Source organism: Paenibacillus sp. FSL K6-2524, from assembly GCF_038005525.1.
In the GTDB taxonomy this organism is placed as follows: Bacteria; Bacillota; Bacilli; order Paenibacillales; family Paenibacillaceae; genus Fontibacillus; species Fontibacillus anaericanus.
Genome location: NZ_JBBOSP010000001.1, coordinates 2,937,717 through 2,955,404 on the forward strand (window position 1 = coordinate 2,937,717; position 17,688 = coordinate 2,955,404).

Consider the following 17,688-nt stretch of genomic DNA (forward strand, 5'->3'; position numbering starts at 1 on the left):
TACAATAATAATCTTTTTGAAGAGGATAGCAATACATCAATTAGTTAGGAGAAATGAATCGATGGAATTCGAACTAGGCAGCATTATGAAACTAGTGAAACGTAGGTTATTGTTCATTATTGTTTTATGTATTGCTGCAATGGGACTCGCCAGTGTGGTTAGCTACTATGTTATGAAGCCGAAATATGAGGCGACAGCTTCAATTCTTATTCAAGGGGACAGGCAGCAGAAAGCTATCAATGACATTATGGCGGGACAAAAGCTGGTTACAACCTATGGGGAGATCATCCGAAGTAGCAGGATTGCGGAAGAGGTCGTCAGAAGGCTTCAACTAGAGATGACACCGGAAAAACTGCTCGAACATGTCAAGACAAGGACCAATAGCGAGTCCCTGTTGACGACCGTAGTAGTGACGGATTCAAACGCGAAGCGGGCAACCGATATCGCCAATACCTTTGGTGAGGCCTTCAATGAAAATATCCAATCGATTATGGGGGTAGAGAATGTTGTGTTTCTTGACCGAGCTAAAGTTCCTACCGAGGCGATTTCACCTAAGCCAATCTTCAATTTGGTCGTGGCGTTCGGATTAGCTCTGATTGCCGGAATCGGGATATCCATCCTTCGTGAATTGATGGACAAAACCGTGAACAGCGCTAAAGACATTCAGCTTGATTTGCAGCTTCCTCTTCTGGGAACGGTGGGTAAATTGAAGCTTCGTAAACGGCGGGCTAAGCCGAAATCCAAATCAGTTGAAGGAGTCAGCAGATATGAAGAAGAAAGCGCCAAGATTGTATTGCCTGGAACAACCGAAATCAGCTAATGCAGACCTGTTCCGGTCTATAAGGTCAAATATCCGCTATACCCGTGTTGGTGGAGAAATCCGTTCGATATTGGTAACAAGCTCACTCCCAGAGGAAGGGAAGTCAACAGTCGCCATGAATCTAGCTATTGCGATGGCGGAAACGGGGAGGACGGTGTTGCTGATCGATGGGGATCTACGCTCGCCAACCGTGCATAAGGCATTCAATCTAACGAACTGGGTTGGACTCAGCAGTATTTTGGTAGATCAAACCCGGTTGGAAGATTGCATTTATTCTATACAGGATGTCCAAGGACTTTCTGTACTGACATCAGGTCCCGTCTCACCTAATCCGGCAGAATTACTCGGATCCGAGGGGATGAAGGAATTATTTGCGGATCTGAGTGAGCAATGGGACACGATCGTCATTGATTCCTCGTCTGTATTAATGCCATTCTCGGACGTACTGACTTTGGCTAGAATGGCCGAAGGTGTGTTGCTTGTTGTGAAATCCGGGAAAGTACTGCAAAAACACGCTATTGCTGCGAAACAACTACTTGAGCAACAAGGAGCGCATTTACTTGGAGCGGTATTGAATCATGGAAAGAACAACAAACGCCAAAAGATCCGCGGCGAAGATTTTGCGGTTTGGGCTTCTTCCTCAGGAATAGGTTGACACGATATGTCATTAGCTTCTCTTCGTTACTTGTTTGGGAATATCACTTACGCAGGCGCACAGTTCGTCATTGTGATATTGCTCAATAAATTCGGATCACCGGAAATCGTTGGGCAGTATTCGCTTGGGTTAGCGGTGACTGCGCCCATCTTTATGCTGTCTCATCTACACTTGCGATCTGTATTGATCGTTGATACATCTGGGAAATACGTTTTCGGAGATTTTTTGGGCCTCAGGCTTGTGACGACGGCAATTGCCTTCACTGTCGCAGCAGGCTTCTGCATAATAAGTGGCTTTGACTGGAAAACAGCATTGGTTATTTTCTTCATCAGCCTGTATAGGATCGTTGAATCGGTCAGCGATATTTTACTAGGAATTGTTCAAAAGCAGGAGCGGCTAGATCAAATCTCGATCTCAAGAGCTGCTAAAGGTTTGTTCTCCATCCTAATTTTCACGGTGGTATTCATCCCTACGCAGAGTCTCATTCTCTCATTATTTGTGATGATACTCGGATGGCTCGGTATTACTACCTTTTATGATGCCCGCAAAGCGAGAGCGTTCACGTCGCTCGTACCAATCTTTAACAAAAGCACACTACGGCAGTTGTTGATCGTCAGCTCGCCACTAGGTATTGTGCTCGCGTTGATGTCGCTAAATACGAATATTCCGATGTACGCAATTTCTTATTTTAAAGGGGAATACGACCTAGGGGTATACGCTTCATTATCCTACATGATCGTTGCCTGCAATGTTGTTGTAACCGCACTAGGGGAAGCCATAACACCACGCCTTGCCCGTTGGCACGCCGCTGGGAGGCACAAGGAATTTGTCTCTTTACTCAGTCGGATGATCGTTATGGGTTTAGGGATGAGTGCGATAGCATGTGTGATCGGTTGGATGTTCGGCAAGCAACTGCTAACCCTGCTATATAGTACTGACGTTGCGCAAGAAATAGGGTTGTTTCGGTGGTTGCTCGTCTCGACTTTGTTGGTGTTTGTTTCTTCTTACTTGTGGTACGCCATTACAGCCACGGGGAATTACAAAGCGCAAATTCCTTTGTTTCTATGCACAGCGGTGACGAATGGGATAGCCTGTCTTCTACTCGTACCTGCATACGGGGTAATAGGTGCTGCGATGGGGGCCAGCTTGGGATTATTTGTACAGATGATTGGGAGCGTGGTCGTGTTATCTCATGTGATCGGCCAAGCGAGAAAACAGGTACAACGGGAAGTGGCCGCATAGTGGTCGGTTCCCCATAGGAAAGTAGGGGCTAGTATGTCGTCTTTATCAGTTGTAGGGAAGAGAACTTCCATTAAAAAAGAAACATTGCAACCCCCCTACACCATGAGCAAGTTATTTCTGTTTGCGGTCATGGGTTACATCATATTTCTTCCCACTCAATTTGATTTCGGAGGAGCATTCCGACTCGCACCGTCGGACCTCTTTTTAATGTTAGGTTTGTTCGCTGCAGGTTTTCACCTCAAATTGGACCGGAGGCAATTCAGCTCATGGCATTGGGGGATGCTGTTTATCTTTGTCCTTGCCTCATTCGTATCCATCTGGCGCAATGGGTTTATTACACAATATGCCCTGTTACAAAAGGATATAGGATTTATACTCCTGTTGCTGACATATATCATGCTCACTCAGGCAGTAGACAGTTGGGATCGGTTATATAAGATGCTGCGGGTATTTCTACTGAGTGTATTATGGCTAAATGCCGTGGCTCTGTTTGCTTTTTTCAGTGGAGTGAAGGTCCCGTTTATGGTGCAAGACGGACGGTTGTCTGGCATGTTGATTGATCCGAATGCATACGGAGGACTACTCGTAACGGCATTCGCTATTCATATCATGACAAGTGGTAGCGGAGTGAAGCTTCTTCGAGGATGGGTAAGCATAGTAGCTACGATAACTTTGTCAGGTGGCATTATGATGACTTTTTCTCGTTCGTCATGGATTGGCTTAATCCTTGTATTACTTACATTACTGCTGAGTAATCCTTCCAGATTAATCAAGATTGGCATGGGGTTTATTGCAGCGTTTGTAGCGTTACTGCTGTACAAAGGTACAGCTTATCTGGATGTGCTTGGCTCGATGTCCAGCCGACCTTCACAGATTCAATCGCGTCTCGACATCATTGGCAAGGCGCTAGATTGGATCGCACAAAGCCCTTTGTTAGGGATTGGACTCGGCTCTTATAACTATGAATTGCGCATTATCATTCATAACACGCCGCTTTGGTTTATGACAGAATTCGGCTTAGTCGGGTTACTAGTTTACGGCGGGTTCATGGTTTGGTTCTTCATTGTCGGTATCCGCTCATACCGTGCGGCTGATGCTATTCACCGACCGGTAATTTTGGCATTGCTGCTATCACATGCAGCAATGATTGGACTCTCAATGGGTATCGAAGCATTATTTCAGCGTTACTGGTGGTTCATGATGGCTATGAACGCAGCATGTATAAAGTTAACGGATTCTAAACTGAAAGGAGAGATTAGGTATCAAACCCAAGGAATTGAACGATCAACAGGGAGAAGGCAACGACAGCAAACCCAAGAAAACCGAGAAACGGAGCAAGCTCAGCAAACTCAGCAAGCAGAGCCCCGTGAGTATTCCATCTGAAATCATTGAGCCAGTTAAAGTAGCATTCGTCGCCTCCATTTATGGGCATTTTGTTAACTTCCATCTTCCTTACATGGACTTGTTGCAGCAAAAGGGTTGCGAAGTACATGCATATGCACAGCCTGGGGAAGCAAGACAACGGCTGGAGCAGAGCGGAATCGTGTGCCATGACGTGCCAATCCAACGTAGCCCTTTGCAGGTTCAGAACTGGAAAGCGCTTGGGATCTTAACAGAAAGCTTCCGTAAAGAAGGTTTCAGATTCATTCATGTGCATACGCCTGTCGCATCGATTCTTGGCAGAATCGCAGCTCGCCTTGCCCACGTACCTTACACCTTGTATACAGCGCATGGCTTCCATTTTTTCAAAGGAGCACCCCTCTTGAACTGGATGCTTTATTATCCTTTTGAACGTTTGATGGCACGGTTCACGGATGTGCTAATCACAATAAATAATGAAGATTTTGAGCGTGCGCTCAAGTTCCCAGTTCGGAATAAAGCTACCTACGTTTGTGGTGTTGGGATCGATCTCAAAGTATACGGTAACCATGAGGAATTCCACGTATCCAATGAGGAGAAGAGAGCGCGGCGGTGCCAGTTATTCGATCTGCCAGAGAGCGATGAAGAAGAATCTGCGTTTGTCGTGCTGTGTGTTGCTGAGTTGAACGCCAACAAGAACCAAAAGCAGTTAATTGAAGCTCTGGGTCAGTTGGGCGAAGGTGCAAGTAACATTCATCTGGTATTAGCTGGTGTGGGTCCTTCTGAGACTTCATTAGAGGAACTAGCTAATCGGCTTGGCGTTGCGGACCGGGTGCATATACTTGGGTACCGACGAGATATTCCAGATCTGCTGAGAGAGTGTGATGCCGCTGCGCTCGTGTCATATCGTGAGGGACTACCTCGAGCAGTTATGGAGGCGATGGCAGCAGGTAAACCAGTGATCGGTACGCATATTCGCGGGATACGCGATTTGATTGATCATGAGTCGACAGGAATTTTGGTCCCAGTTAACGATGTACCTGCAACTGCGAAGGCATTACTTCAATTGCGAGATGATTCAGCTTTGGCCACCGCCATGGGAGAAGCGAACAAGGTGAGAATCGTTCGTTACGGTCTACCGGCGGTGCTTCGAGAAATGGACTTGATTTATACGGAAGCACTGAATGAGCAAGGAGATAAGGTGGATTCGACCGAAATGCTCACTGCCATTTCAGGGGATAGTTGATAGACATAAGAAAGTACAGGGAGTGTGTGAACATTCAGTTAATAAGGGCGAAAGAAGTGATGATGAGAATGCGGCTCGTACGGTTGGTGTTGTTGGATGCGGGGATTGTAGCGGCTTCAGTGTGGCTTGTATTTTTGCTTCGTTTTGATTTTCAAATCCCCCAGCTGTACATACGGATGCTTCCGTGTGCGATATTAATTCACATTGTGGTGCATGCGGCCTGCTCTTTTGGATTCAAAGCTTATAACAGCATGTGGCGGTATACCGGTATGGGAGAGATATTGCAGCTTCTAAAAGTGAGCGCCCTAACCTTCGTCGGAGTTATTGTGGTCAATTTGTCTGCGCATTTACTCGTCCATTCTTACCGACTGCCAATTTCTATTTATTCTGCAGCGGGATATGTATTTCTGGGGGTAACGGGAATACGGATAGTCAGTCGCCTCTTGAATGATGGACTCGTGCCATCGTCATCGGGAACAAAAGACTCATTCGAAGGCAATCTTCTCATCGTAGGGGCGGGTAAAGCAGGGATCCTTGTCACCAAAGATATCAAGTCTTCTAGGTTCAAGTTTATGAACCCGGTCGCGTTCATTGATGATGATCCGGCCAAACAAAAGCTTGAAATTATGGGGTTGCCGATTGTGGGTAACCGCAGCTTTATACCCGAAGCTGTCAAACAGTTAGACATTGCATTCATTATCATTGCACTTCCGACTGCCTCTCAAAGTTCCATCCTAGATATTATAGAGATCTGCAAATCTACCAATGCGCAGATCAAGATACTGCCTAGTATGACGGATATTTTAGATGGAAAACTGGCAGTCAATATGATCCGTGAAGTGTCTGTGAATGATCTGCTTGGTAGAGCACCAGTAGAGATTAATAATGAGGAAATTCGCGAGAATTTGGAATGTGAGACCATTCTCATCACAGGTGCAGGTGGCTCTATCGGTTCGGAGCTGTGTCGACAGTTGGCCGTGTATCGTCCAAAGGAAATGCTGCTGTTAGGACATGGTGAGAACAGTATTTATCTCATTGAACAAGAACTGCGCCGGCTATATCCGGATCAGGTAATTCATCCAATTATCGCTGATATTCAAGATGTGTCGCGAATCGAAAGTGTGTTTCAAACTTTCCGGCCTTCGATTGTATATCATGCCGCTGCGCACAAGCATGTTCCCCTCATGGAGATGAACCCAGTGGAAGCGATCAAGAATAATGTGATCGGAACGAGGAACGTAGCTGAAGCGAGTGATAAATATGGCGTCAAACGCTTCATCCTCATCTCCTCGGATAAAGCAGTTAATCCAACCAGTGTTATGGGGGCAACGAAGCGAGCGGCGGAAATGATCATTAATGACCAGAATAATTTCAGTAAGACTGCATTCGCAGCCGTGCGTTTTGGTAATGTGCTCGGTAGCAGAGGTAGCGTCATCCCTTTATTTAAAAGACAAATCGAGAATGGCGGACCAGTTACTGTTACGCACATGGACATGGTGCGATATTTCATGACAATCCCCGAAGCGGTTCAGCTAGTTATTCAGGCGAGCGTGCTGGCACAAGGCGGCGAAGTATTCGTGCTGGATATGGGTAAACCTGTCCGTATATATGATCTAGCTAGGGATTTAATCCGCTTATCAGGCTTAGAACCTGAGAAGGATATTCCTATCGTGGTCACTGGAATACGTCCAGGAGAGAAGCTATATGAGGAGCTTTTGACGGAAGAGGAAGGTTTAATCGTCACTAAGAACTATCGTATTATGATCAGCCGCCCTCAGAATGTTTCTAGATCCGAACTGAATTTAGTCCTCGGTGTTCTGGAGAACTTATGCAAGAGGTTTGATTTTGTGCCAAACAGTTATCAGATCAAAAAGCTATTAAAACAGCTTATTCCAAGTTATTCAGGCTTTCAGGAAGAACCACAGGTGGTAACTCATGAGATTGAACGTGTCAAAGCCGAAGCTCACGCGGGGATATGAGCAATGAAGTCAATGAGGTCACTAAGGTCAATAAGTGGAGCATGGATACAAAGACTACGGGGTAAGCAGGGCAAGGAGATTACAGGTAAACGATTAATCATGAGACGGATCGGAAGATTCACTCTGCTAGGTTCTCTGATTTTAATATTAATTGGTGGAATATGGATCTGGGGAGTGTTACATCCTGAACATCGATTCCAGAAGGCCGTACTTAACCCCCTGACGATACCTAGTTCACAAGCTTCTTCGTTGCCTGAGGAAGAACAGCAGTCAGTGAGTGCATCGAATAGTCTTTCTAGTTCGAACGGAGAAGCACTTCTACCTGCTACTTCAGCACCTGAAACATCACAAACCGCTACGGTTAAAGAAACCTTGTCATTTAATATAGTCTTGATTGGAACCGATACCTGGGGTGGTGAAAGCTCGCGTGCAGACACGATTATGGTTGCGCATGTCATGCCAGATCAGCGGAAGGTAAATATCGTCTCTGTGCCTAGAGATACACGGGTTTATGTAGAAAAGGTCGGTTACACCAAGATCAATCATGCTCATATTGTGGGTGAGTTGAAAGGTGGTAACAAGCAAGGGACGCTTACACTTATCCAGGCTGTCAGTGACTTTATGAACATCCCCATACATCATTACATCAAGACAAACTTCTCCGGTGTACGTGATTTCATCGATACGATCGGTGGGGTTAATATGGTAATCGATCAGGATGTAGTGATTACCCCGGAGATTACAATCAAGAAGGGTGAACAGCATCTAGATGGTGAGCATGCGCTCTACCTAGCTAGGGCAAGGTATTCAACTCCAGATGGGGACTTCAGTCGTCAGCGAGAGCAATTCAACATCGTTCGAGCCGTGGCGGATCAGCTATTAAAGCCTGAGCACCTTCCTGACTTGGCTGGTTTATTACTGAAAGAGAAGAAGGACATTATTGATACAAGTTTCAGTGACAGTGACTTGATCAGCCTCGCTTGGCTGTTCAAAGGCATAGGATCCGATGATTTCACATACGAACAAATTCCCGGTAAAAACAGCTTCGGTCTAGACCCGTTGGTCGGAAGTAAGGTGTATTACTGGAGCGCTGATCCCGAAGAGGTAAAGTCTCTTAAGGAACGTCTATTCACGGATTAAAAGAAGGGCGGGAGGATGACGAACATGTATCGCTATATGAAACGAGGCTGCGATATTGTGGGAGCGACCGTACTGTTATGTCTGTTAAGTCCAGTCATGGCTGTAGTTGCGCTTTTGATTCGGTTGAAGCTGGGTAGCCCTATCTTGTTCAAACAGCAGCGTCCAGGACGAGGGGAGAAACCCTTTTACATCTACAAGTTCCGAACCATGGCTGAACTGTACGATGCGCAGGGGCAACTGCTACCGGATGATCGGCGCTATGTCAAATTTGGTGGGGTAATCAGGAAGCTGAGTTTAGATGAATTGCCGCAATTGGTGAATGTAATCAAGGGAGAAATGAGCTTGATTGGCCCAAGGCCCTTGCTTGTCCGTTACAGCCCATATTATTCAGAGCAAGAGAGATTACGATTCACTGTAAGACCGGGTATTACCGGACTCGCACAAGTATCTGGGCGCAATCTTTTGTCATGGAAAGAGCGGCTGATGTACGACATTACCTATGTTGAGAATTTAAGTTTCCGGCTGGATATGATGATCTTATTTAAGACAGTTCTGAAAGTGATTCGCCAAGATGATGTTGTAGCTAATCCAGGTCAGCATAGTCAACCCTTGGATACGTATAGGCAATATAAAAAGGAGGGATCGGCATGAATGTGCAGTTTAGACCACTGCTTGAAGAAGATATTTACCATGCATGCCGGCTCCTGCGAAGTTACCTGCCGGAGCAAGTATACAAACAAACGATATTTGCTTGTACTGGATATGCCGCGTACCTTCAAGCGGCCTGTAAATGTGGGAGCCATTCAACGACATTACTGATCGGTGCCTATTCTGGAGAACTTCTCATAGGATTCGCTGAATGGCGAAGAATGGAACAGATGTTAGTTCTAAATAACTTGAACGTTGATGCAGCTTATCGTAAAGATGGCATCGGAGGGCAACTCATGGCGTACGGCGAGGAGTTAGCTCGGAAGGAAGGCATAAAGATGTTGGCTTTGGATGTGTTCTCATGGAATGAACAGGCCCATGCTTGGTATCTGCGGATTGGTTTCGCGGAAGAAGGTCGTACATATTGGTACGAGGGGGATTTGGTTCAATCACAAGATGCTACAGAAGAGGTGAAGGATGACATAACTCTTCCGGAGAGTAATGATGAGCTTGACTATATCATTGATGATTATCCAATGGCTGAAGCACACCATATAAAGTACGGTTTTTCTTCTTTTAGGATTAGAACGAAACAAAAGACGTCCGTAGTGGGTCGTCTTGGCGATCAGTATTTTCGCATCCAAGTTCCAAGCGGGGAGTGGGATGGGTGTTATCATCTGACGGATGTGTTAATCGACCTTGATCCGACAAGAAAGATGCTTTTACTGTCACCGGATGTATATTTGCGTGAGAAAGATCCGCGACTCACTTTAAGCAGTGAAAGCATTCGGATGATCAAAATTTTGGAGAATCAAGAGGTGATGTATGAGTAGTTTCATCGTGCTGGATAGCTCTAGCTCTGAGGAATGGGATACCTATTATGATCAGATGTACGAAAAGGATATCTATTTTTCTTCTGCTTATTTTCGGTTGTTTGAGGACGAGGATAATCAGAGTGCAGAGCTATTTGTATATAAGCAGGAGGATCAGCTCATTATGTATCCTTACTTACTTCGATCCATTGGGCATCTTCCAGTTGTAATCGATCTGGGATTGGAAGGTGACTGGTACGATATAAGCACTCCTTATGGATATGGAGGACCGATATCAAATCTGGCTCCGGGAACTGAACGGACGGAGTTGTACCGACAATTTGACGAAGTGTTCAAGAAATACTGCATTGAGAAGCGGATCATGACTGAGTTTGTAAGGTTCCATCCAATGATAGGAAATGCCTCCGAATACCAATGCGGGTTAAAGACGGAGTTGATTCGGAATACAGTTTATATGGACTTGACGGTTGGTTCGGAGTCAGAGCTTATTCAGAACTATTGTAGCAATCATAAGAGAAATATTCGCAAAATGAAGTCATCGCCGCTTACCATTCGAAGGGAGGATCTGAGCAGTCGGATCGAGCGGTTCAGCGAATTATATTATGGAACGCTAGAAGATTTACAAGCAGATTCCTTTTATTATTTCCCCCAGAACTTTATCTCGGAGACAAGTAGGCTGCTAGAGAGTCGCATAGAACTATTCGAGGCTATGGACGGGGAGAAAACGGTAGCCGCTTGTATTGTGATCCATGAGCATCCATGGATGCATTATCATTTGTTAGGCTGGGATCGAGCCTATCTGCAGTGGTCACCAACTAAGTTGCTTATCCACGCAGCAGCGATGTGGGGGATGGAGAACAGTTTTGAACGTTTCCATCTTGGTGGGGGATATACAGGAAACGATAACCTATATCAGTTCAAACAAGGGTTCGCAACTCAGCTCGAACCACTTGATTATTACCTAGGCAAGCGAATAATCTTTCCTGAACTATATGATGACATATTATCTCGATACAACAACCGACAGGAGGGAAATTACTTCCCGTTATATCGACACCCGAATTTATTGGAATACAACATCATGGATCATGCTCTTAAATAAATAGAAATGATATGTATCCATCTGGACAATATGTCCAGATGGAGAGGGGAGTTATCCATGAGTATTCGTCAACAGAGCATTAAGCCAACAGTCATGCAACCACGAATTTTATTATCACCTCCGCATATTAGCGGACGTGAGCAGACCTATGTTGAAGAAGCATTTCAATCTGGTTGGATTGCTCCGATTGGACCACAAGTCGACGCTTTCGAAAGGGAGATGGCCGCCTACACGGGTTCGAAGGGTGCACTTGCTTTAAGCTCTGGAACTGCCGCGATTCATCTCGCACTGCGTTTGGCTGGCGTCTCGCAAGGAGATTACGTGATTTGTTCGACGCTCACATTTGTAGCAAGCGCCAATCCTATTCTATATTTGGGGGCCACGCCCGTATTCATAGACTCGGAGCCGGAGACATGGAACATGTGCCCACGAGCGTTCCAGCGGGCTTGCCGAGAGTGGGCTTATAAAGGACGTTTACCTAAAGCAGCTATCGTCGTCAATTTATATGGGCAGAGTGCAGATATGGAGCCCATTGTCGAGATTGCCAATCATTATGGTATTACTCTGATCGAAGATGCTGCAGAATCACTAGGTGCTTTCTACCATGGAAAAGCTAGCGGTACTTGGGGCAAATTTGGTATCTATTCGTTTAATGGTAATAAGATCATTACGACCTCAGGTGGGGGGATGCTCGTATCGGATGATACAGATGCATTAGAACAGGCACGCTTCTGGTCTACACAAGCCCGAGACACAGCACCACACTACCAACACTCCGAAATGGGTTACAACTATCGACTCAGTAATTTATTGGCCGCTATAGGCCGCGGCCAATTAGAGTTACTAGAAGAGCGAGTTGAGAGACGCAGACAAATTAGTCAGACGTATATGGATCGTTTGGCATCTATTCCAGGTCTTCAATTCATGCCAGAAGCGCCGAATTGCCGTAGTACTCGCTGGTTAAGTGCGTTAACGATCGATGAAGAGGTCGCTGGAGTCAATGCCAATCAACTCTTAGCAAGTCTGGAACATAACAATATCGAAGCTAGACCCGTATGGAAACCACTACATCGGCAGCCTTTGTTTGCGAACTCTACCTATTATCCATACTTGAAGGAATATAGCGTGGCCGATCAATTATTCTCAAATGGCATATGCCTTCCTTCTGGGAGTTCTTTATCCGACGAAGACCTGGGACGCGTAGTAGATACGATAGAGACATGCATTCAGAACGGAAGAACTGTTCTGAATAGTTAGAAGAGATTTTGTCTTGTATATTATTTGGCCTTCCATCCGGTTGCGCCCGTGCCGCTCTCCTTCACATACAAGGCGGTCTGCGCTGCGCCATCTGTTCGCATAGCCAGACTGCCGACAGGAGCGGTAATGACTCCTTCAGGAGAACCTTCTACCATGAATAGAGCAGGAAGTAGTGTACCTCCAGTAAGACGAAGAGCCCGTTTGAAGTTGCCGTAAGTGGCGAACCATTCCGTTAGCGAATACGGATTGTAAATAGTGCCAAGAGATGTTCCTTGCATGGCCGATAACGTTTCGAATTCCAGAATGCGTTTTACCTTTACGGCTCGAGTATCGAACACGGCCACATTATTAAGGTGCAAAAAGGGTTTAGCTGCACCATAAGAAGTGACTAATACAACCTGATTGGTTCCACTGTTACGGATGTTCATATTGTCGACGGTTACCATCGTATCGGATTGCGTAGCGAAAACGTGTATGGCACTACCCATCAAGTCCTGGGCATCGATTGTCCCAACATAAAGATCACCGCCGTCCATCCGTGCCCCGCTAGCCAGAGTAGAGCCGGATCCGTACATGGCTAGTGAGCCGATACGCAACCTTGGTTTACCGCCGGCTGCATTGAATGCTGCGTGGATCGCAGGTCCTCCGATGCCATCGAACCTTGCACTTGCAATATCGATAAATTGCGAATAGATCGTCTGCAGTCCGTAATTCGCCTTATGGTCTGTAGAACTGATAGTCAAGTGGCTAATCTTCAGTGTTAGTCCATAAGACAATAGTGCAGGGCTCACTGTACCACCTACACGCATATCGAGTGAACCGATGTCGAGTGTCCAGAGCCTTGCAATCGCATCGGTTAATCCAGCCGATAAATCATTACCATAACCAGTAGTGGTTAATGAGTCGAAACGCTGATAAAAACTACGGCTTCCTCTGAACTCGTCAGGCTCTAGATCAAGCGAGTTGGCTCCATTAAAGCCAGGAGCTCCACCGCGGCTGTTGTTTAGTACAGCTCTGTTGACATGAAGCTGGTCTACAAAATGGATGACGAAGTTTTTTCGCCCGGCCGTTTCACAGCGCACATCGCTGAATTGTACATTGATGGATGGGTTGTCTTCCGTTCCACCAACAAAGATATTGTCACCATAGCAATCATGAGCGTACACCGATTCGATACTTATATTTTGTGCGGACGAAATGAACAAGCCATGAAGCTGATCATTGACTGCCGTTTTTACAGTGGAAGCACTTCCATCTATTTCGAGGCTGCCGGATATCGTGATGTTGGAAGCGTTGAAGATAACGAGAACACGAGTGTCTGATGGTGGGTTCGGGGCCAGTACCAACTTGGATCCTGGTTCGAAACTTAGATTGGTTCCGGTTGGAATACGAAGGCACCACCAGTCTAAGATTGAAGGATTGCGCATGCGCCCGGAAGAGACTTTGTATACACCGGGTGGGAAGATTACAACTTTGCGGCTAGCGTTTCCGGCATTGATTGCATTTTGAATCGCTACTGTATCGTCTTGGGTACCATTTCCTTTGGCACCGAACGATCGGACATTCACATAACCGTTTGTCTCAGGGTCCAATTTAATAGATGTGACTGCGCCGTCAGCAATGATTGACGATGTCACCGAACCGTCTGGGATTGGGGAAGTTGCCATATGCTTTCACTCCTTCATTCTGTGATGTAGTAGTTTATGTCAATCTAGCAGAAGATGTGTGGTACAAACACCACTCTAATAGGTCGAAAGGAGTTTTAAATTTGAAGGTATTAGTAACTGGAGGCTCTGGTTTTATTGGATCCCATGTGGTTGACCGGCTGATAAGGGATGAGATTGAGACTGTAATCGTTGATAATTTGTCGGGTGCCTCCGGCTCGTTCTATACGAATCCATCAGCGAAACTATATATATACGATATTCAGGATGAGTCGCTTGACGCTGTTTTTGCCAGGGAGAAGCCGGATGTGGTTATACATCTAGCTGCGCAGATCGACGTAAGTGAATCACAGAGGAATCCTTTATTCGATGCTAACGTGAATATTTTTGGCACATTAAATGTATTACGTTTGTGCGTGACCCATCACGTCCACAAGATCGTATACGCCTCGTCAGCTGCCGTATATGGTAACCCAGAATATTTGAGCATTGATGAAATACATCCCTTGAAACCTGAATCTTGCTATGGTGTTTCCAAAAGTGTACCTGAGTCTTATATTCGGCAGTTCGCTAGAATGCATGGGCTTAAATATACGATTCTTCGGCTAGCTAACGTATATGGACCTAGGCAAAGTTCACATGGGGAGGCCGGTGTCGTCTCGGTTTTTCTAGACCGAATGAAGATTGGCAAAGGTCTTGTCATCTATGGAGATGGTGAACAGACAAGGGATTTCGTCTATGTTGAAGATGTTGCGGAAGCATTTGTAGCTGCGGCAAGGGCGGATGAACGAGTGGATAATCAGACGATGAACATAAGTTGCGGAGTAGCTACATCGATTAATACTCTAGTCGGGATGATCGGTGACATAACAGATTGGAAAGTGCCAACAACCTATGAACAGGCACGAGCAGGGGATATTCTTCACAGTTATTTGAACAATACGAAAGCGCATGAATGGATGAATTGGTCTCCTGCTCATGCACTTAGCCTAGGTTTAGAGAAGACGATAGCGGCCCGATTGACTGTAAAAAAAGCAGTGGGTAACTAATCGCAACAATCGAAAGGAGCATTCTTCATGGAACGCAAAATGAATACGGAAATGTTCGTTCTGCGCAGTATAGCCTGCTTAAGTATTGCTCTGCTGCATGCCTTGTATCGCGTCTATGACGACGGGAATACGCCTTGGGTGGAGTCAATTGGACTATTACTCACATTCGGCACACCGGTATTCGTATTTATATCCCAATTTGTATTGTCATTTGCTTATCCTAATGGGATTCCAGCGGGATTCTGGAAGAAGCGGATCAAGTATATTTTACTACCTTATATATTCTTCGGTACTTTATACGCAGTGTTAAAAGGACTGGATATGGCGAGTACCGAAGGTATCCCGCTGCTACAGGCTAGTTGGTATTACCTCTGGCGTCATCTATTACTTGGAGATTTTCACGGGTACTTTATCCTCGTTATCTTTCAGTTTTATGCTTTGTATACCTTATTTCAAACGTATGCGAAACGATTTACACCACGCACTATGTTAATTGTATCGTTCCTTATAAACGTAGTGTACTTGGGATTTTTCAATCTTACTCAACCAGGAGATTCAGTAGCCGCTCAATATATCTGGGATAAAATGTACTGGATATTCTCCCCAGGTTGGATTTTCTACTTTACGGTCGCTTACTATTTAGGTCGCAATGAGACTTGGTTCCGGGAAAAGTTGAAACAGTACCGATTAGCCGTATACACGCTTCCGATTTTAACTGGGGCGCTAGTGTTGTTCGTGAACGGGCAAGGCTGGATTACGGCACATTCCTCCAAGCGAATAGATATGATTCTATTCACATTGAGCATGATCTTATTCCTCTTCAGTATCGCTTCGTCGATGCGGAAAGTACCGCGTGTGTTGGAGTGGAGCAGTAGGTATTCCTTCGGTATTTATTTGCTTCATCCATTGTTACTGGCGATGTTTGTCAAACTTCCTTCCTCGTTTGGGCTGCAAAACCTAGGGCTGTTCAGTGTGCTGCTGCAATTTATCTTATGTGTGATAGGTTCAGCGATCTTAATGAACATTGCAAATCGTATCCCAGGTGGGGCGTTTGTAGTTGGACGTGTTGGGATTGGGATGAATCGTAAGAAGCCAAAAGCACCGGAAACGCCGACAACTACTAGCATCGGGCAACCGAATCAGCCTACGATATAGTATGGGGACACTGCGCAACTAAAAGAGTCGTTAAACACGAGGTATCAAGTGTTTGACGGCTTTTTTCTGCTGAAAATATTGATTGGCACCCCGATATGGGATACGATGCATTAAGATCAACTGTGGGGAAGGAAGATACTTATGACCAAAAAACTATATTACGATTCCGCCTATTTGACCGAATGGCAGACAAGCATTAGCAAAACCATAGAAAAAGAAGACGGGTATTATGTCATTCTGGAAGAGACGGCTTTTTATCCTGATGGCGGTGGACAACCCTCTGATGAAGGATTTATTAATGGAATCTCTGTGCTTGATGTGATCAGCGAAGGAGACGAAGTTTTACATAAGCTGGGACGTCTACCCGAAGAGACAAAGGTGAACTGTGAGATCAATTGGACTAGAAGGTTCGATCATATGCAGCACCATAGCGGATAGCATCTACTATCGGCAGTGTGCGAGGATCTCTATCAGGCCACGACCTTAAGTTTTCATCTAGGCACGGATTATGCCACTATCGATGTGAACCAACCAGAGCTAGGCGCTGATCAATTGTCACGGATCGAAAATGAAGTGAACCGACAAATTTATCTGAACCACAACATCCTTAGTTATTTTGTTGCAGAGGATGAATTGGCACAATTACAGCTAGTTAAGCAGCCAAAAGTGACGGAAAATATCCGGATTGTCGAAATTAAAGATGTAGAATACAACGCTTGTGGAGGGACGCATGTCGCTTCAACGGGTGAAATCGGCATGATCAAGCTACTGAAAGCAGACAAGCAAAAGGGGAACACGCGGATTTACTTCAAGTGCGGATACCGTGCTTTAGAAGAATTTAATGATAATCAACGAATTTTGGGGGCATTGTCCGTCAAATTCAATACGGGTAAAGATGAGATTATCGACCGGATTGAGAAGTGGGAGAATGAGCAGAAGTTACTTCAGGCGGAGTTAAATTCGCTTAAGGAGAAGTACGATGGTTATGTGATACAAGAGTTGTTATCCAATCGGGAGGGCCATCTACTTGCCCATATTTTTGAGGATAAGTCACTAAAAGATTTGCAAAACCTGGCGACTAAACTAACTACAGAAAGTAATCTTCCAGTGTTACTTGCTACCGCTGTGGAGAACAAGGTTGTTTTGGCGCATAACGGTAGTTTTGACCCATCCTGTGGTGCATATTTCAAGGCAAACCTGGGTTCTTATAATGGAAAAGGTTGAGGCAGCGATAAGTTGGCGCAGGCGGGATTCCCAACCTGGGAGGATGCTTTTGCTTTTTATGATTTTACTAGACAATCACAGAACTTCAAATCTATCGTAAACTCTTAATTGGGTAGATTATTCTCATTTCACTAGGTTTTCCCTAAAAAAGTCGCAATCACATGAATTTAGTGTGTTGCGGCTTTTTGCTATGGGGAAGAGCTGGAAAAGTGGACATACGTCTAAATTTAGGCGCTTTTTAGATGTCAATCGTCCAATCTTGGACTAGGGTATAGGCATATATTGCAACAAATACCTGTCTAATAACCATACTAT

14 protein-coding genes and 1 pseudogene are annotated in these 17,688 nt (G+C 45.3%); 14 read left to right on the forward strand and 1 reads right to left on the reverse strand.

The features are described 5' to 3' along the window. The first annotated feature begins 61 nt into the window (after positions 1–61). The 11 genes from NST85_RS13270 to NST85_RS13320 all read left to right on the forward strand — a co-directional run bounded on the left by NST85_RS13270 (position 62) and on the right by NST85_RS13320 (position 12,281). On the forward strand, positions 62–820 hold the full coding sequence (locus NST85_RS13270) for a YveK family protein (protein WP_307396690.1): 759 nt from the start codon (positions 62–64) through the stop codon (positions 818–820). Further along, positions 768–1,475 (forward strand): CpsD/CapB family tyrosine-protein kinase, encoded by a 708-nt coding sequence (locus NST85_RS13275; RefSeq protein WP_341189528.1) that lies wholly within the window; start codon positions 768–770, stop codon positions 1,473–1,475. Before NST85_RS13270 ends, NST85_RS13275 begins: the two co-directional genes overlap by 53 nt. Positions 1,476–1,481: 6 nt before the next feature. After that, positions 1,482–2,717 carry an oligosaccharide flippase family protein gene (locus tag NST85_RS13280; RefSeq protein ID WP_341189529.1) on the forward strand — a complete coding sequence of 412 codons (1,236 nt, stop codon included), beginning with the start codon at positions 1,482–1,484 and terminating at the stop codon, positions 2,715–2,717. Between the two features lie 102 nt (positions 2,718–2,819). Continuing rightward, complete coding sequence (locus tag NST85_RS13285; RefSeq protein WP_341189530.1) at positions 2,820–4,100, forward strand: O-antigen ligase family protein; 1,281 nt, start codon at positions 2,820–2,822, stop codon at positions 4,098–4,100. Beyond that, positions 3,994–5,322, forward strand: coding sequence for a glycosyltransferase family 4 protein (locus NST85_RS13290; RefSeq protein WP_341189531.1), 1,329 nt, complete (start codon positions 3,994–3,996; stop codon positions 5,320–5,322). The genes NST85_RS13285 and NST85_RS13290 overlap by 107 nt, the downstream gene beginning before the upstream one ends. 26 nt (positions 5,323–5,348) lie before the next feature. Continuing rightward, positions 5,349–7,301 (forward strand): polysaccharide biosynthesis protein, encoded by a 1,953-nt coding sequence (locus NST85_RS13295; RefSeq protein WP_341189532.1) that lies wholly within the window; start codon positions 5,349–5,351, stop codon positions 7,299–7,301. Positions 7,302–7,304: 3 nt separating this feature from the next. Continuing rightward, positions 7,305–8,441 carry an LCP family protein gene (locus NST85_RS13300; RefSeq protein WP_341189533.1) on the forward strand — a complete coding sequence of 379 codons (1,137 nt, stop codon included), beginning with the start codon at positions 7,305–7,307 and terminating at the stop codon, positions 8,439–8,441. 15 nt (positions 8,442–8,456) lie between these two features. Beyond that, positions 8,457–9,092 (forward strand): sugar transferase, encoded by a 636-nt coding sequence (locus tag NST85_RS13305; protein ID WP_341189534.1) that lies wholly within the window; start codon positions 8,457–8,459, stop codon positions 9,090–9,092. Next, positions 9,089–9,922 (forward strand): GNAT family N-acetyltransferase, encoded by an 834-nt coding sequence (locus NST85_RS13310; protein ID WP_341189535.1) that lies wholly within the window; start codon positions 9,089–9,091, stop codon positions 9,920–9,922. Before NST85_RS13305 ends, NST85_RS13310 begins: the two co-directional genes overlap by 4 nt. Beyond that, positions 9,915–11,024: a GNAT family N-acetyltransferase gene (locus NST85_RS13315; RefSeq protein ID WP_341189536.1), complete on the forward strand. Its 1,110-nt coding sequence runs from the start codon at positions 9,915–9,917 to the stop codon at positions 11,022–11,024. Before NST85_RS13310 ends, NST85_RS13315 begins: the two co-directional genes overlap by 8 nt. A 57-nt stretch (positions 11,025–11,081) precedes the next feature. Beyond that, positions 11,082–12,281 carry a DegT/DnrJ/EryC1/StrS family aminotransferase gene (locus NST85_RS13320; protein WP_281278240.1) on the forward strand — a complete coding sequence of 400 codons (1,200 nt, stop codon included), beginning with the start codon at positions 11,082–11,084 and terminating at the stop codon, positions 12,279–12,281. 20 nt (positions 12,282–12,301) lie between these two features. On the opposite strand, the gene NST85_RS13325 is transcribed toward NST85_RS13320, so the two are convergent. Then, the gene (locus NST85_RS13325) at positions 12,302–13,948 is read right to left on the reverse strand and encodes a glycosyl hydrolase family 28-related protein (RefSeq protein ID WP_127195003.1); all 1,647 of its coding nucleotides are present in this window, start codon (positions 13,946–13,948) and stop codon (positions 12,302–12,304) included. Positions 13,949–14,049: 101 nt separating this feature from the next. Here NST85_RS13325 and NST85_RS13330 point away from each other — a divergent pair, with 101 nt between their 5' ends. The 3 genes and pseudogenes from NST85_RS13330 to NST85_RS13340 all read left to right on the forward strand — a co-directional run bounded on the left by NST85_RS13330 (position 14,050) and on the right by NST85_RS13340 (position 17,481). Next, entirely contained in the window at positions 14,050–14,994 is a 945-nt protein-coding gene (locus tag NST85_RS13330) for an NAD-dependent epimerase/dehydratase family protein (RefSeq protein ID WP_127195004.1), read from the forward strand. A 27-nt stretch (positions 14,995–15,021) separates the two neighbouring features. Beyond that, complete coding sequence (locus NST85_RS13335) at positions 15,022–16,149, forward strand: acyltransferase family protein (protein WP_127195005.1); 1,128 nt, start codon at positions 15,022–15,024, stop codon at positions 16,147–16,149. Between the two features lie 141 nt (positions 16,150–16,290). Then, positions 16,291–17,481: pseudogene (locus tag NST85_RS13340) on the forward strand (alanyl-tRNA editing protein). The last annotated feature ends 207 nt before the right edge of the window (positions 17,482–17,688 follow it).

Bases quoted from the DNA above. Each gene is read 5' to 3' on its own strand.
- NST85_RS13270 (WP_307396690.1), top strand. From the start codon at position 62: ATGGAATTCGAACTAGGCAGCATTATGAAACTAGTGAAACGTAGGTTA.
- NST85_RS13275 (WP_341189528.1), top strand. From the start codon at position 768: ATGAAGAAGAAAGCGCCAAGATTGTATTGCCTGGAACAACCGAAATCA.
- NST85_RS13280 (WP_341189529.1), top strand. From the start codon at position 1,482: ATGTCATTAGCTTCTCTTCGTTACTTGTTTGGGAATATCACTTACGCA.
- NST85_RS13285 (WP_341189530.1), top strand. From the start codon at position 2,820: ATGAGCAAGTTATTTCTGTTTGCGGTCATGGGTTACATCATATTTCTT.
- NST85_RS13300 (WP_341189533.1), top strand. From the start codon at position 7,305: ATGAAGTCAATGAGGTCACTAAGGTCAATAAGTGGAGCATGGATACAA.
- NST85_RS13305 (WP_341189534.1), top strand. From the start codon at position 8,457: ATGACGAACATGTATCGCTATATGAAACGAGGCTGCGATATTGTGGGA.
- NST85_RS13310 (WP_341189535.1), top strand. From the start codon at position 9,089: ATGAATGTGCAGTTTAGACCACTGCTTGAAGAAGATATTTACCATGCA.
- NST85_RS13315 (WP_341189536.1), top strand. From the start codon at position 9,915: ATGAGTAGTTTCATCGTGCTGGATAGCTCTAGCTCTGAGGAATGGGAT.
- NST85_RS13320 (WP_281278240.1), top strand. From the start codon at position 11,082: ATGAGTATTCGTCAACAGAGCATTAAGCCAACAGTCATGCAACCACGA.
- NST85_RS13325 (WP_127195003.1), bottom strand. From the start codon at position 13,948: ATGGCAACTTCCCCAATCCCAGACGGTTCGGTGACATCGTCAATCATT.
- NST85_RS13335 (WP_127195005.1), top strand. From the start codon at position 15,022: ATGGAACGCAAAATGAATACGGAAATGTTCGTTCTGCGCAGTATAGCC.